The organism is Paracoccus sp. Ld10 (assembly GCF_045064235.1).
In the GTDB taxonomy this organism is placed as follows: Bacteria; Pseudomonadota; Alphaproteobacteria; order Rhodobacterales; family Rhodobacteraceae; genus Paracoccus.
In genome coordinates this window covers 224319-239806 of record NZ_JBISHD010000006.1, presented here as the reverse complement: position 1 = coordinate 239806, position 15488 = coordinate 224319, and the positions used below count along the sequence as shown (strand labels likewise).

At 65.7% G+C, this 15488-nt stretch carries 14 protein-coding genes; 8 read left to right on the top strand and 6 right to left on the bottom strand.

What is annotated here, in order from left to right; all coding sequences use genetic code 11:
* Positions 1-249: 249 nt before the first annotated feature.
* From ACJJVR_RS04285 to ACJJVR_RS04255, 7 genes are all read left to right on the top strand, one after another.
* Positions 250-1476, top strand: coding sequence for a glutathionylspermidine synthase family protein (locus ACJJVR_RS04285; protein ID WP_405402517.1), 1227 nt, complete (start codon positions 250-252; stop codon positions 1474-1476).
* Between the two features lie 19 nt (positions 1477-1495).
* On the top strand, positions 1496-2080 hold the full coding sequence (locus ACJJVR_RS04280; protein ID WP_405402515.1) for a DUF1190 domain-containing protein: 585 nt from the start codon (positions 1496-1498) through the stop codon (positions 2078-2080).
* 7 nt (positions 2081-2087) lie between these two features.
* On the top strand, positions 2088-2585 hold the full coding sequence (locus ACJJVR_RS04275) for a gluconokinase (protein WP_405402514.1): 498 nt from the start codon (positions 2088-2090) through the stop codon (positions 2583-2585).
* Between the two features lie 106 nt (positions 2586-2691).
* On the top strand, positions 2692-3597 hold the full coding sequence (locus ACJJVR_RS04270; protein ID WP_405402513.1) for an ABC transporter substrate-binding protein: 906 nt from the start codon (positions 2692-2694) through the stop codon (positions 3595-3597).
* Entirely contained in the window at positions 3597-4736 is a 1140-nt protein-coding gene (locus ACJJVR_RS04265) for an ABC transporter permease (RefSeq protein ID WP_405402512.1), read from the top strand. The genes ACJJVR_RS04270 and ACJJVR_RS04265 overlap by 1 nt, the downstream gene beginning before the upstream one ends.
* Complete coding sequence (locus ACJJVR_RS04260) at positions 4733-5668, top strand: ABC transporter ATP-binding protein (protein ID WP_405402510.1); 936 nt, start codon at positions 4733-4735, stop codon at positions 5666-5668. Before ACJJVR_RS04265 ends, ACJJVR_RS04260 begins: the two co-directional genes overlap by 4 nt.
* Entirely contained in the window at positions 5665-6402 is a 738-nt protein-coding gene (locus tag ACJJVR_RS04255; RefSeq protein ID WP_405402509.1) for an ABC transporter permease, read from the top strand. Before ACJJVR_RS04260 ends, ACJJVR_RS04255 begins: the two co-directional genes overlap by 4 nt.
* Before the next feature lie 1058 nt (positions 6403-7460).
* Here ACJJVR_RS04255 and ACJJVR_RS04250 read toward each other — a convergent pair.
* Both ACJJVR_RS04250 and ACJJVR_RS04245 read right to left on the bottom strand, forming a co-directional pair.
* Positions 7461-9848 carry a glycogen/starch/alpha-glucan phosphorylase gene (locus ACJJVR_RS04250; protein WP_405402507.1) on the bottom strand — a complete coding sequence of 796 codons (2388 nt, stop codon included), beginning with the start codon at positions 9846-9848 and terminating at the stop codon, positions 7461-7463.
* 25 nt (positions 9849-9873) lie between these two features.
* Positions 9874-10275 (bottom strand): hypothetical protein, encoded by a 402-nt coding sequence (locus ACJJVR_RS04245; protein ID WP_405402540.1) that lies wholly within the window; start codon positions 10273-10275, stop codon positions 9874-9876.
* Between ACJJVR_RS04245 and ACJJVR_RS04240 the strand changes: the two genes are divergently transcribed.
* Positions 10195-10452 carry a hypothetical protein gene (locus ACJJVR_RS04240; RefSeq protein WP_405402542.1) on the top strand — a complete coding sequence of 86 codons (258 nt, stop codon included), beginning with the start codon at positions 10195-10197 and terminating at the stop codon, positions 10450-10452. The two genes, ACJJVR_RS04245 and ACJJVR_RS04240, sit on opposite strands and share 81 nt — an antisense overlap.
* On the opposite strand, the gene ACJJVR_RS04235 is transcribed toward ACJJVR_RS04240, so the two are convergent.
* The 4 genes from ACJJVR_RS04235 to glgC form a co-directional block, all read right to left on the bottom strand.
* Entirely contained in the window at positions 10359-10550 is a 192-nt protein-coding gene (locus tag ACJJVR_RS04235; protein WP_405402505.1) for a hypothetical protein, read from the bottom strand. The genes ACJJVR_RS04240 and ACJJVR_RS04235 overlap by 94 nt on opposite strands.
* A gap of 172 nt (positions 10551-10722) precedes the next feature.
* Positions 10723-12807 (bottom strand): glycogen debranching protein GlgX, encoded by a 2085-nt coding sequence (glgX, locus tag ACJJVR_RS04230; protein ID WP_405402503.1) that lies wholly within the window; start codon positions 12805-12807, stop codon positions 10723-10725.
* On the bottom strand, positions 12804-14228 hold the full coding sequence (glgA, locus tag ACJJVR_RS04225) for a glycogen synthase GlgA (protein ID WP_405402500.1): 1425 nt from the start codon (positions 14226-14228) through the stop codon (positions 12804-12806). Before glgA ends, glgX begins: the two co-directional genes overlap by 4 nt.
* Complete coding sequence (gene glgC, locus ACJJVR_RS04220) at positions 14228-15487, bottom strand: glucose-1-phosphate adenylyltransferase (RefSeq protein WP_405402499.1); 1260 nt, start codon at positions 15485-15487, stop codon at positions 14228-14230. Before glgC ends, glgA begins: the two co-directional genes overlap by 1 nt.
* Between the last annotated feature and the right edge of the window lies 1 nt (position 15488).

Here is a 15488-nt window from a genome sequence, read left to right as displayed (position 1 = left end):
CGAGGTCCACATCCGCGTCGCACTCATGAACCGCTTCAACGCACTCGGCACCGCCGAGATCAGGCGCGTGGCATGAGATCAGCGGGGTAAGGGGAGCTCACCTCGAAACGTGAATCCTGTAACAACGTCGGTTCAATCTGCAGACAATCGGTCGCCCGCAGCAATTGACATGAACGATGCCGCGGAATTCCCACACGCGCGACAACCGGGGCTCTGGTCCTTGGGCCGCGCAGCGACTACATCTTGGGCATGCGCAAGATCACCCTTCCTGAACGCTCCGACCTGGCCGCCAAGGCAGCCGATGTCGGCTTTACCTTTGCCCACATGCATGGCGAGCCCTATTGGGACGAAACCACCGCCTATCAGTTCACGCTGGCCCAGATCGAGGACGATCTGGAGGGTCCCGCGACCGAACTGCACGCGATGGTGCGTCAGGCGGTCGACCGCATCGTGGGCGACCCCGCGCTGATGGCGCGCCTTGGCATTCCGCAGGTGCATCACGCGCTGATCGCCGACAGCTGGGCGCGTGCCGAGCCCGAGATCTATGGCCGCATGGACCTGGTCTATGACGGAACGGGTCCCGCCAAACTGTTGGAATACAACGCCGACACGCCGACGTCGCTGTACGAGTCGGCGGCCTTTCAGTGGCAGTGGCTGGAGGATCAGTTGGCGGCGGGCCATTTGCCGCAGGGTGCTGACCAGTTCAACGGCATCCACGAGGCGCTGGTCGAACGGTTCCGCGACTTGTTCGCGCCGGACACCGATATCCATTTTACCGCCGTCGCGAACAACGCCGAGGACTATGCCACCGTCGAATCGATGGCATGGGCCGCGCGCGAGGCCGGGATGGGTGCGCATTACATGGACCTGGACAAGCTGGCCGTCAGTAAGAAGGGCCAGTTCCTGGATGCCGAGGACCGCGTGATCGGCACGCTGTTCAAGCTGTATCCGTGGGAGGATCTGCTGGCTGACGACTATGCCCGCCACATCGCGGGGTCGGGCTGCATGTTCCTGGAACCAGCGTGGAAGGCCGTCGTGTCGAACAAGGGCCTGCTGCCCGTCCTGTGGGAGATGTTCGAGGGTCACCCGAACCTGCTGCCCGCGTTCTTTGCCGACGACGTGGCCCCCGCCCTGGTCGAGGGCGGTCAGCCCGACCCGTCCGTGGCCGAGGCATTCGGCCGCGTGGCGGACCAGTTCCGCGCCGCCCATGTGGTCAAGCCGATCTTCTCGCGCGAAGGCGCGGGCGTGGTGATCGTCGAGAACGGCGCGGTCACCGACGCGTCCGAGAACCACGATTACGACGACCATGCGCGGATCGTGCAGGCCTATCACCCGTTGCCCGAATTCGAGGGGTTTCGCCCGGTGATCGGTGCCTGGATCGTGGGCGACACCTGCGCCGGCATCGGCATCCGCGAGGATCGCGCCCGCATCACCCAGGACCTGTCGCGCTTCAAGCCGCATTTCATCGCGGGCTGACCCGCCAAGGAGGATTTCCATGAGGACACGTTCACGGACCGTCGCCCTGACCATTCTGGGCGCTGCCGCCTTTACCGTCGCAGGATGTCGCGATGAACAGGTCGAGGCGCAGGCCTTTCCCGATCTGGCCAGCTGCCAGGCGGCGGCAACCAATGGTGGGCTTGTCACCGCCGATCAATGCAACCAGGCATTCACCGAGGCCGAGGCCCTGCATGTCGAGGCCGCACCCCGTTACGACAGTCTGGCCGTCTGCGAGGAACAGCACGGCGCAGGCAATTGCGGGTCCGAGGATCAGCAGGTTGCCCAGGGCGGGTCTGGCAGCATCTTCATGCCACTGCTGGCGGGCTATCTGATCGGCAGCATGCTAGGCCGCGCGGGTGGCGGGATGGCGGCATCACAGCCGATGTACCGCAATGCCCAGGGCGGGTTCACCAACGCATCCGGTACCACGAACTTCGGCAGCAATGCCGGGCGTGCCGCGATGTCGTCTCAGAACTTTACCCGGCCCGCAGCGACGGCGGGCCAGGCACCCATGACGCGGGCAACGGCCGCATCGCGCGGCGGCTTTGGCGGGTCCAGCGCGACGCGCAGCTTTGGTGGCTGAGGGGGCCATGAAACCGATTCTGGTCATGGGCATCAGCGGCACCGGCAAATCGACCGTTGCGCAACGCATTGCCGAACGTCTTGGCGGCAGCCTTGTCGAGGCCGACGATCATCACGATCAGGACTGCGTGGCGCGGATGGCTGCGGGCATGCCCCTGACCGACGAAATGCGGTGGGGCTGGCTGGACCGGGTCGCCGCGGCGGCGGTACAGGCGCCGCAGCGCGCCGTGATCGCCTGTTCGGCCCTTGGGCGGGCACATCGCGACCGGTTGCGCGCGGGCACGGGACCGCTGGACATCGTGTTCCTGCACGGCGACCGCGCCCTGATTGCCGACCGCATGGCCGCACGCCGGGATCACTTCATGCCCGTCAGCCTGATCGACAGCCAGCTGGCCGCGCTGCAACCGCCCGATCCGGTGGCCGAGGGTGCCGTCTGGATCGACGTTGCCCAGACAATCGACCAGATCGTCGATTGCGGTGTCGCGGCAGTATCGGCATCATCATAGCAGGGTTGATCGTTCAACGGTCGTCCCGCCCCGCCGGAACCAAATCGCCGCGCGGGCATTTGCATTGTCGAGCCCAGCAACGCCGTCCGCGCGACAGGAGATCCGCATGAAAGCCCTTACCCTCATCGCCGCACTGATGATCGGCATCAGCGGCGCCGCCGGCGCACAGGACATCACCGTGTCGTCCAAGATCGACACCGAGGGCGGTCTGTTGGGCAACATGATCCTGATGGCGCTGGAGGCGGCGGACCTGCCGGTGCAGGATCGCCTGCAACTGGGCGGCACGCCAATCATGCGCGACGCGATCACCTCGGGGCAGATCGACATCTATCCGGAATACACCGCGAATGGCGCGTTCTTCTTCAACGATGCCGAAAACGAGGTCTGGAAGGATGCCCAGGCCGGTTATGACCGCGTGGCCGAGCTGGATCTGGAACAGAACGACATTGTCTGGCTGCAACCATCGCCCGCGAACAACACTTGGGCAATCGCGCTGCGCCAGGACGTGGCCGAGGAGAACAACCTGCAGACCATGACCCAGATGGGCGAATGGATCACGGGCGGCGGCGACATCAAACTGGCGGCCTCGACCGAATTCGTGACCTCGGCTGCGGCCTTGCCGGCGTTTCAGGACACCTATGGTTTCACGATGAACCCCGACCAGCTGGTGCAGCTGTCAGGCGGCGATACGGCGGCGACCATCGCGGCGGCGGCACAACAGACATCTGGCGTGAACGCGGCGATGGTCTATGGCACCGATGGCGGCATCGCCCCCGCAGGTCTGGTGGTGATGGAGGATGACCAAGGCGTGCAGCCCGTATATCAGCCCGCCCCGATCATCCGTGCCGAAATCCTTAAGGCGCATCCGACCATTCCGGACATCCTGGAACCAATCTTCGCTTCGCTGGACCTTGAGACCCTGCAGGAACTGAACGGTCGCATCCAGATCGGCGGCGAACCTGCCGAAACCGTTGCACGCGACCACCTGACCCAAGCCGGCTTCCTCGACTGATGCGCGCGCGGCTGGACCGGCCCGGCCTGCTGTTCGCGGTGATCGGTCTGGCCGGGCTGGCCTTGCCGCTGGTGCAGTTCAAACCGAACCGCATCGTTCTGGGAGAGGGTCTGTCCCTGACCGCTGCCCTGCCACAGGGACTCATGCTGACCGTTGTGGCGGCGGTCGTGCTGATTGTCGGTTGCCTGCGCTGGACGTCCTCTCTTCGCCTTGGCGTGGCAGCGGTGTCCCTGCTGGCAATTCTGCTGGCGTTGGGCGCGGCGGCGGGACATCTGACCCCGCCCGACAACACGCTGGCGCGTGTCGCGCCAGCGGTCGGGTTCTGGCTGACGGCGCTGGCATTCGCGTTGATGCTGGCCGATGCGCTGGCGCGCATGAACCCGGCGCTGTGGGTGCGCTGGTTGATCCTCGCGGGGACGGTGGCGGCTGTCGGCGGTCTGTTGGCGTCCGGCGCATTGGACGGCGTTTCCGTCATGCGCGAATACGCTGCCCGGCAGGACATTTTCCTGCGCGAGGCCCGCGCGCATCTGACATTGGCCTTTGGGTCGCTGACGCTGGCATTGCTGATCGGGTTGCCGCTTGGGGTGGCGCTCTATCAGGCGCGATCGCTGCGCGGGCCGGTCCTGTCGGTACTCAACATCCTGCAGACAATCCCGTCGCTGGCGCTGTTCGGGGTAATGATCCCCGTCTTTGGCTGGATCGCGGCCAACGTGCCCGGCGCGGCGCAGGCCGGGGTGGCGGGCATCGGCCTGTTTCCGGCATTGGTTGCGCTGTTTCTGTATTCGCTGCTGCCCGTGGTGTCGAACACCCTGACGGGCCTGACCGGCGTGAACCCCGCCACGCGCGAGGCTGCGATCGGACTGGGCCTGACACGGGCGCAACTGCTGGTGCAGGTTCTGATCCCGCTGGCGCTGCCCGTGCTGCTGGCGGCGGTGCGGATCGTGCTGGTCCAGAACATCGGACTGGCGGTCATCGCCGGGCTGATCGGCGGCGGCGGTTTCGGGACTTTCGTCTTTCAGGGTCTGAACCAGACGGCAATGGATCTGGTCCTGCTGGGCACCCTGCCCACCATCGCGCTGGCGTTGACCGCTGGCATCGCCCTTGATCTGCTGGTCCGTTCCAGCCGGAGGTCCGCATGATCGACATCCAGAACCTGACCCGCATCTATGACGGCCGCGCCGCCGTCGACGATGTCAGCCTGACCGTCGAACCGGGCCAGATTGCCGCATTGGTCGGCACGTCCGGGTCGGGCAAGACGACCCTGCTGCGCATGATCAACAGACTGGTCGAACCCAGCAGCGGGCGCGTGCTGATCGACGGACAGGACACCCGCCAGGTCGCGCCCCACCTGCTGCGCCGCCGCATCGGCTATGCCATCCAAGGCCACGGGCTGTTTCCTCACCGGACCGTCGGCCAGAACATCGGCACCGTTCCCCGCCTGCTGGGCTGGGACCAGACGGCGATCCGCGACCGCGTGGACGAACTGTTGACCCTGTTCCAGATGGAGCCGCAGGAATTCCGCGACCGCATGCCCCATGAACTGTCCGGCGGCCAGCAACAGCGTGTCGGCGTGGCGCGCGCACTGGCGGCGAAACCGGACCTGTTGCTGATGGACGAACCCTTTGGCGCACTGGACCCGGTGATCCGCGCCAAGGCGCAGGCCGACCTGCGCGACATCCAGCGCCGCCTTGGCACGACGCTGATCCTGGTCACCCACGACATGGAAGAGGCCGTGACCCTGGGCGACCGCATTGCCGTCATGGACAAGGGCCGTCTGGTCCAATACGCGCCGCCGTCCGAAATCCTGACCGCCCCCGCCACGCCCTTTGTGCGCGACCTGATCGGGCTGGACCAGCGGCCCTTTCACCTGCTGTCGCTGACCCCGGCCCATGCGCTGGCAGCAGACGGCGACGCGAATGGACCCGCCCTGCCCCGCGACGCGACCCTGCGCGACGCGCTGGCGGAATGCCTGTGGAGCGGCCGCGATGCCTTGCCGGTCGAGGGTGGTGGCGTCATCACCCTGGCCGCGCTGCGCGCGCAGGCCGCGCCCCAGGCCCGGGCGGCGGAATGATCGGACGCGTCCTGCTGGCCCTGGCCGCAACGGTGCTGGTCGCGTTTCTGGCCAGCCCGGACAGCTTTGCATTCGCGTTCCAGCCATTCACCCGCAACAATGCGCCCGCCATCTATACCCAAACCCCGCTCTGGTCGCTGACGCTGTCGCATCTGGGACTGGTGGCGCTGGCCGTGGTCGCATCGACCGTGGTGGCGCTGGTGCTGGCGGTTCTGGTGACGCGGCCCGCGGGGCGCGAGTTCCTGCCGCTGGCCCGCACCATCACCAGCGTCGGCCAGACCTTTCCGCCCGTCGCCGTGCTGGCGTTGGCCGTGCCGATCATGGGGTTCGGCGCGGGGCCGACGCTGGTCGCGCTGTTCCTCTATGGCCTGCTGCCAGTGTTCGAAAATACCCTGGCCGGGCTGACCACCCAGCCCGCCAACGTGGCCGAGGCCGCACGTGGCATGGGCCTGACCCATCGCCAGCGGCTGTGGCAGGTGGACCTGCCCCTGGCGTTGCCGGTAATCTTGGGGGGGATGCGGCTGACGGCGGTGATTTCCTTGGGTACGGCCACGATCGGGTCCACCGTCGCGGCCCGCACGTTGGGAGAGGTGATCATCGCCGGCCTTTTGTCGTCGAACACGGCCTTTGTGCTGCAGGGCGGGCTGGTTGTCGGCATCATCGCCGTGCTGATCCACGAGGGGTTTCAGGCGCTGGAACGGATGGCCGCCCGCCGCACCGGTCTGGACCGCTAGCGTCTGGTCACCGGCGACGTGTTGCCGAGTCGAAGCCCGGTCGCGATACCGCGCAAAGGCTTGTCCAGCAGCCACAGGACCAGCCCCGTGTTTCCGCGCGGCGATAAGGGTGACGGTGCCTCCAGTCGCCAGCGGCGGCCAAGGTCGCCGGGCCGCTGTCTCAGCTGGACAGAGGCATCTGCGAACCCCATGCAGAGAACGGAAACCCGGCGCCGTCGTAAAGCGTCTGAGTCAGTGAGCCACTCCGGATGATTGCCGGTTCTGTCCCGCAGGCCACCATCATCGGCTTTTGGTCTTCGCCATTTATGTGGCTGGCGGATGCATCGGCATCGGCACATTCACACGTGATCCGGGCCGTCGTGGAGGACGTCTGCGGCGGACCCGTTGATGGGATAGCAACGGTTGCTCTTTGGCCTTGCCAACGCGGGGCTGCACCGACCCGGAAACCGCGTCGGCACGGCGCTGGACGCTGGGTCCGTGTAGAGGCCCCCTGAACCCGCCCGGCGATATCAGGCCGGATTCTCGCTTATATGATGTGACGTTTCCCCTGAATTTTATCCAGCATCAGGAAGACTTGGGGTATGGGTTTTTGCCTGTCTGGGTGGGTTGAGCAACGGCGCTGGAGCAGCGATTGCATAGGCACCCGTCGACGGCCTGCGGTGCATGAAGGCGTATAAGGGCCGCACGGCGCAGGCCCCATACGCCACGGATCCACGTCGCAAATGCCACGCGATCAAGCCAGATTTCGGCCACAAAGCGACCGTTCGTTCCGTCGCGCGCAGACGCGACCGCAGCAGCAGTCGTTACCCAATGGTCATGAACCCTGCCCAGGGCATCGGAACAATGCCCGGTCGATAGGCCACGCGACCGAGCGGATCAACGAGTTCGCGCGAACTGCATCATTGCATGGCGTATGCCGTGAACCATGCTCATTCAACGCTGCGCCCGGCACGGTCCGTTGGGGACGACCGGCGCGACGGAGCCTTTGGGCGACATGCGGGGTCGTCGGGCTTTGCCTCCGACGCTGGAAAGGCCCCCGATGTCGGGGGCCCTTTGCATTACGCGGGCACCACCGGCACGGCGTGCCAGATGTCGCGCATATACCCCCGGATCGTCCGGTCCGAGGAAAAGAACCCTGACCGCGCGATGTTCAGCGCCGCCATCCGGTCCCATCCGGCCTGGTCGGCATAGGCCCGGTCAACTGCGCGCTGCGCCGAGAAATAGGCGTCGAAATCGGACGCGACCAGGAACGGGTCATCATTCCATGTCCGGTCCAGCAGCGTGTAATAGCTGTCGGCACGCCCGAACCGCCCCTCGGCGATCAGTTGCAGGGCGATCATCATGTCCTCGGACGCCTCGATGGCGGCGCGGGCATGGCCGGGGCGGGCTTTCTCGACGGCGGCCTCCTCGGCGGTCAGACCGAACAAAAAGAAGTTCTCGGCCCCCACATGCTCGCGGATCTCGACATTCGCACCATCCAGCGTGCCGATGGTCAACGCGCCGTTCATCGTGAACTTCATGTTGCCGGTGCCCGACGCCTCCTTGCCCGCGGTGCTGATCTGTTCGGACAGATCGGCGGCGGGGATCAGATCCTCGGCCATCGACACGTTGTAGTTCGGCGGATAGGCGATCTGCAGGTATTTCGACGTGACCGGGTCGCTGTTGATCTTGGCGGCCACGTCGTTGATCAGGTGGATGACCGATTTCGCCAGCCAGTATCCCGGTGCCGCCTTGCCACCGAATATCTTGACGCGGGGCGTCCAGTCGCCGTTCGGGCTGTCATGGATGCGCTTCCACATGGCGATCGCCTCCAGCACGTTCAGCAGCTGGCGCTTGTATTCATGGATGCGCTTGATCTGGACGTCAAAGATCGCGTCCGGGTCGGCCTTGACCCCCAGCCCCGCCAGCAGCCCATTGGACAACGCGACCTTGTTGGCGCGCTTGGCGGCATGCAGATGTTCCAGAAACGCGGCGTCGCCGGCATGCGCCTCAAGGCCCGTCAGCTGGTCCAGGTCCTTGGTCCAGCCGGTGCCGATAGTGTCGTCCAACAGCCGCGTCAGGCCCGGGTTCGCCATGCGCAGCCAGCGGCGCGGGGTGACCCCGTTCGTCTGGTTCACGATCCGGTCGGGATGCAGCTTGTGCAGATCGGCAAAGACCGTGTCCTTGACCAGTTCGGTGTGCAGCGCGGACACGCCATTCACGCGGCCCGCCATGATAAAGGCCAGTTCGCCCATATGGACCTGGTCGCCATGCACGATACCGATATGGGCGGGGCGGTTCGTGGTCTTGCGGTGATCCTCGTCGATCATCTGGATGATCTGCATGTGGCGCGGCAGAACGCGGCCCATCAGCCATGTCGACCACCGCTCCAGTGCCTCGGGCAGCAGGGTGTGGTTGGTATAGTTCAGCGTCCGCCGCGCCAGATCCTGCGCGCGGTCAAAGGTCAGGCCGTGCACATCCATCAGCAGGCGGATCAGTTCTGGCCCCGCGATGGCAGGGTGCGTGTCGTTCAGCTGGATCGCGACCTTGTCGGGCAGGATATCCAGATCGCCATGTTCCGCCAGAAACCGCGCCAGAATGTCCTGAAGCGCCGCCGAGGTCAGGAAATATTCCTGCTTCAGACGCAGCTCCTTGCCCGATTCCGTGGTGTCATCGGGATACAGGACGCGCGACAGGGTCCGGGCCAGCGCCTCGGGTTCGGCGGCGGCGGTATGGTCGCCTGCGTTGAAGCGGCCCAGATCCAGCAGCGTCGTGGGCAACGCGCCCCACAGGCGCAACGTGTTGGCCCAATCGCCGCCCCACCCGATGACCGGCGTGTCATAGGCGCGCGCGATCACGCTTTCACCCGGATGCCATGTGGCCTGGCCATCGACCGTCTGGACATGACCCTTGAAGCCGATCTCATAGCTATAGTTGATGCGCACGAATTCCCACGGATGCGGCTGGTTCAACCAGTCCTCGGGGGTCTCGACCTGCTGGCCCCCCTCGAACCGCTGCCGGAACAGCCCGTGCTCATATCGGATGCCATAGCCGAAGGCCGGGCAGTTCAGCGATGACAGCGATTCCATGAAACAGGCCGCCAGCCGCCCCAGGCCGCCATTGCCAAGCGCCGCGTCCGGCTCGTCGTCCAGGATCACCTGTTCGTCCAGCCCCAGCATGGTCAATGCCTGGCCCATGACAGGTTCCAGATTCAGGTTGATGATCGCATCGCCCAGGATGCGGCCGATCAGGAACTCCATCGACAGATAATAGACCCGCTTGGCGCCCTGATCACGGGCGGCGCGGATGGCGCCGACCCACGGGCCGACCATCAGGTCGCGCACCGTATAGCTGACTGCCAGACGCCAGTCGAAAACGGTCGCGAATTCCGGGCCGCGGCCCTGGGTGTGGGTCAGGTGGTGCAGGATCTGATCGCGCAGATCCGTCGCCGAAAGGGAATGGGTCAAATGCGGCCTCATGGTCTTGGAATAATCAGGGCAACCAGACACGGCCATAGGGCGGCAGGGCCTGCATGTCGTCATGCAGCGTCACCGTCGCGTCCGACAGGACATCGCGCATGTCCGCCACTCCCTGAGAACGCAACCAGTCGCCACCGATCTGTTGCCAGCTTTCCGCGAAGTTGAAAAGGCACAGAACGCATCCCCGTGGCGCATGGGGGGCGAATGCCAGCCGTGCGGGGTTGCCACAGTCCAGAATTTGGGTCGGATGCCCGCCATGCAGGCGGTCGCAGGATCGCCGCCCCCGATGTGGGTCCGTCCATTGGCCGCGCCGACGCTGGCCTCCTCCGGGTGGATGACTGCGCTGGTGGCGATCGGGGTGCAGGTACGCAACGCACCCGGGATCGGGTCTATCCGTCAGGCTTTGACTGGTCATGCTGATAAGGGCCACCGCATCGGGAACAGGACAGTGACGCCGCAGCATGATCGGCTCACTGTCCGGAAAGACGCGCGGATTGGTCAAATTCTGCTCCAACTGATCGCCATTTGGCGTCGTTCGATCCCATTCGCCGAATTCGGCACGGTGGGTGAACCTGTCGGGCGCCGTTTCTGAAAGGTTTCCATCGGCGGCTGTTCAAGCGCGCGGGGCAGCGTGGCACCGTCGAACACCGGCCGGACAAGGCTGATCGCGCAGGTCGTCCAGACGGTCACGCATCCCGGACTATATCCCGGCGAGCCTGTCGATATGGAACACGCGGCGCTGCCGTCGCACTGCCCGGTTTTCCGTTCGGTGCGCAATCGGTCGAAATGGGTCCGGTCGTCATACAGGCGTTCCCGCATCGGCCACAGGTCCGGCGCATGTCAAAGGTCGGCGGCACCCCGATCAGGACACGCCATCGGTGGTCAGGACAAAGGCCGCAACACTATCCGCGGCGATGGCTTCGTGGTCGCAGGCAGGCAGGTCCGTGTCGTCATCGCGCGCGCTGTCCAGTTGGCGACGCCACTGTCCGTCGGGGGCGTCGGGAAGGCGGACCTGCGCATCAGGGCCCTTGTTGAACACCAGAAACACCGCCCCCGGCAGCGCGGCATAGACGGGGGTGCCCGATGCCATGCGCATCTCTGCCGCCAGCAGGCGGTGGTCGGGGTCGTTCCAGTCGTCGGGCGACATCGCCGCACCGTCGGCACGACGCCAGAACAGATCGGGCAGCCCGTCCTGTTCGCGCGGCTGGCTGTGCAGAAACCGTTTCTGTCGCAGGATCGGATGCGCGCGCCGAAATGCGATGACGCGGCGCACAAAGCCCAGGAATGCCGGGTCCGCGCCATCCCAATCGACCCAGCCGATCGGGCTGTCCTGGGCATAGGCGTTGTTGTTGCCGCCCTGGCTGTTGCCCAGTTCGTCGCCGGCCAACAGCATCGGCGTGCCTTGCGACAGCATCAGCGTGGCGATCAGGTTGCGGCGGCGTCGGTCACGGGCGGCGCGGATCGCGGGGTCGTCGGTCGGGCCCTCGACGCCCATGTTGTCGGACAGGTTGTGGTTGTGGCCGTCGCGGTTGTCCTCGCCGTTGGCATCGTTGTGCTTGTCGTTGAAACTGACCGTGTCCATCAGCGTGAACCCGTCATGGGCCGCGACAAAGTTCACCGAACTGGTCGCGGGGCGCCCATCATGGTCGAACCGCGCGGCCGATCCCGCGACCCGCTTGGCCAGCTTGCCGATCAGCCCCGGATCGCCCCGCCAGAACCCGCGGATCTGATCGCGATAGCGGTCGTTCCATTCGGCAAAGGGTGCCGGATACGCGCCCAGCTGATACCCCCCCGGCCCGATGTCCCAGGGTTCGGCGATCAGCTTGACCCGGTTCAGGACCGGGTCCTGACGGATCGCGCGGAACAGCGGCGCGTCGCGGTCGAATACCCCCCGCGTGCGTCCCAGAACCGATGCCAGATCGAACCGGAACCCGTCCACATGCATCACCTGCACCCAATAGCGCAGCGAATCCATGACCAGCCGCAGCGTGAACGGACTGTCCAGGTTCAGCACGTTGCCGGTGCCCGCATCATTCACGTAATACCGCCGATCCTCGGCCAGACGATAATAGGACGCGTTGTCCAGACCGCGGAACGACAGGGTCGGGCCCAGTTCGTTGCCCTCGGCGGTATGGTTGTAGACGACGTCCAGGATCACCTCGATCCCGGCCTTGTGGAACCGGGCGACCATCTGCTGAAACTCGGCGATGTCACCGGTCTGCATGTACCGTGGTTCCGGGGCAAAGAACCCATAGGACATGTAGCCCCAGAAATTCGTCAGCCCCTTGTCGGTCAGGAAACGGTCGTCGGTAAAGGCGTGGACGGGCAGCAATTCGACCGCCGTGACGCCCAGCCGCGTCAGGTGGTCCAGCACCGGTTCGGACGCCATCGCCAGATAGCTGCCGCGATGCGCGATGTCGGTGCGGCCCGCGGTCAGTCCCTTGACATGCGCCTCATAGATCACGCTCTCGGACAGGGGCCGGTACAGTGCGCGGTCGTCGCCCCATGCGAAACTGGGGTCCACGACCACCGATTTCGGCATGTGCTGCGCACTGTCGCGGCGATCGAACGACAGGTCGGCATCGTGATGCCCCACCCGGTATCCCATCAGCGCATCATGCGCCGCGGGCCGCCCCGTCAGGCGTTTCGCATAGGGGTCGATCAGCAGCTTGCGCGCATTGAAACGGTGCCCTTCGTGCGGACGATAGGGGCCGTGCATTCGAAAGCCGTATTTCTGGCCCGGACGCAGCCCATCGACATGACCGTGCCACACATGCCCGTCGCGTTCGGGCAGATCGATCCGCGTCTCGCGGTTGCGTTCGTCGAACAGGCACAGCACGGCGCGTTCGGCATGCTGGGAAAACACCGCGAAATTCACCCCCGCGCCATCAAAGGTCGCACCCAGGGGCGTGGGGTGCCCAGCGGTCATCGCGATGGTCTGGGTCATGAGGGGTCGGTCAGCCTTGCATAGAGATCGGCATAGGCGCAGGCCGATTGCCCCCACCCGACAGGATGGGCCATGGCGTTGACCTGCATTTGGGACCAGGTGTCCCGGTCCGCGTAAAGGGTCGCCATCCGCATCAGCGCGCCGCGCAGCGCCACGGCGGTGACGGGCGCGAACTGGATGCCCGTGGCCACGCCGCGCGCCAGCCCCGCGGGGGATGCGTTGATGACCGTGTCTGCCAGCCCCCCAGTCAGCGCCACGACCGGGATCGTGCCATAGCGCAGGCCGTACATCTGCGTCAGCCCGCAGGGTTCGAACCGCGACGGCACCAAAATCACATCGCCCCCCGCGATCATCCGATGAGAGAACGCCTCGTCATAGCCGATGCGCACGGCCACGTTGGGGTCCACAGCCGCCTGCCGGAACGCCTGTTCCAACTCCGGATCACCCGACCCCAGAACCGCCAGCTGACCACCCGCGTCCAGCAGCGCGGGCAGCGTTCCCAGCACAAGGTCCAGCCCCTTCTGGTGGGACATCCGCGACACGATCACGCACAGCGGCCCGTCCGCCTGCGGCAGGCACAATTCGGCCTGCAGGGCAGCCTTGGCAGCGGCCTTGCCCGCCGGGTCGGTGAACGCGACGATGGCAGGGTCCGTGGCGGGGTCCCAAGCCTGTTCATCAATGCCGTTCAGGATGCCGGTCAGGTCCGCCTGACGGTGACGCATGACGCCGTCCATGCCCATGCCGAATTCCGGGGTCATCAGTTCGGCGGCATAGCTGGGGGACACCGTCGTCAGGGCATCCGCGCCCATCAGCCCGGCCTTCAGCGCCGAAATGCCGCCCCAGAATTCGTACGCCTCGGTGTGGAAACGCCATGGGTCCAGCCGCAGGGAATGCATCCGCCCCGGATCGGTCGCCCCGGTAAAGGCGATGTTGTGGATGGTCAGCACCGTCCGAACGTCGGCCCCGCCCATGCGCGGCAGGTATTCCGTCATGAACCCCGCCTGCCAGTCATGCCCGTGCAGCACCTGCGGACGCCAGCCGCCCGCGCCATGGGCCGCGACATGCGCCCCGACCCAGGCCAGCGCGGCAAAGCGTTCCGGATTGTCCGGCCAGTCACGACCGTCCGGGCCCAGATAGGGCGTGCCCGGGCGGCCATACAGATGCGGCGCGTCGATCACCAACAGGTCCAGCCCCGCGCCCCGCCCCTGCAGCAGGACCGCGGCCCCCCCGAACAGGTCGTCAAACGCGTGCACGGCCTCGGGTTCGGACAGGGCGGCCATCACGGCGGGATAGCCGGGGACCAGGCTGCGCATGTGCACGCCCACCTTCGCCAGTGCGGCGGGCAGCGCGCCCGTGACATCGGCCAGCCCCCCGGTCTTGACCAGGGGGGCAATCTCGGACGCGACCGACAACACCCGCATCACAGCGATGCCGCCCGCCGGTTCAGCATGTCCTGGGTGATCAGGGTCACGCCGCCTTCGCTGACGCGGAACCAGCGGGCATCGTCCTCGGGGTCCTCACCCACGACCAGGCCTTCGGGAATGGTCACGCGACTGTCGATTACGACGTTGCGCAGCTTGGCGTGACGGCTGACGGTCACATAGGGCAGCACGACCGCGTGATCCAGCACCGCATAGCTGTTGGTATGCACCTCTGTGAACAACAGCGAATTGCGGATTTCCGTCCCCGAGATGATGCACCCCCCCGACACCATGGACGAAATGGCCACCCCCCGGCGGTTGGCTTCGTCATGGATGAACTTGGCGGGCGGCGTGCTCTCGGAATAGGTCCAGATCGGCCAGTCGGTGTCCCACAGGTCCAGTTCGGGCGTGAAATCGGTCAGCGCGATGTTCGCCTGCCAGAAGGCGTCCACCGTGCCCACGTCCTTCCAATAGGCCGGCGCACCCTGATCGCGGACACAGGACGTGTCGAACCGGTGCGCGACGGCCTTGCCGTTCTTGACGATGTCGGGGATCAGATCGGTGCCGAAATCGTGGCTTGAATTCGGGTCCTGCGCATCGCGCAACAGCAGGTCGCGCAGAAATGCCCAGTTGAAGACATAGATCCCCATAGACGCCAGCGCCTTGTCCGGTTCGCCCGGCATAGCAGGCGGATCGGCGGGTTTTTCCAGAAACGACACGATGCGACCGGAGGCGTCCACGTCCATCACGCCGAATGCCACGGCCTCCATCCGTGGCACGGTAAGACAGCCCACGGTGACGTCCGCCCCGCTGGCCACATGCTCACGCAGCATGATCTCATAGTCCATCTTGTAGATGTGGTCGCCCGCCAGGATGACGATGTAATCGACGTCGTAATCGTCGACGATATCGATGTTCTGGGTCACCGCATCGGCGGTGCCGCGGTACCAGTGCCCCTCGGACGTGCGCTGGCTGGCGGGCAGAATGTCCAGAAATTCGTTGCGTTCCGCCCGAAAGAAGTTCCAGCCCCGTTGGCAATGCCGGATCAGGCTGTGCGCCTTGTATTGCGTGGCGACCGCGATCTTGCGGATGCCGGAATTCATGGCATTCGACAGGGCGAAATCCACGATGCGGGTCTTGCCCCCGAAATAGACGGCGGGCTTTACCCGCCGGTCGGTCAGCTCCATCAGACGACTGCCCCGGCCCCCCGCCAGCACGAACGCCATCGCCCGGCGTGTCAGCCGTTGCGTTTCCACCATG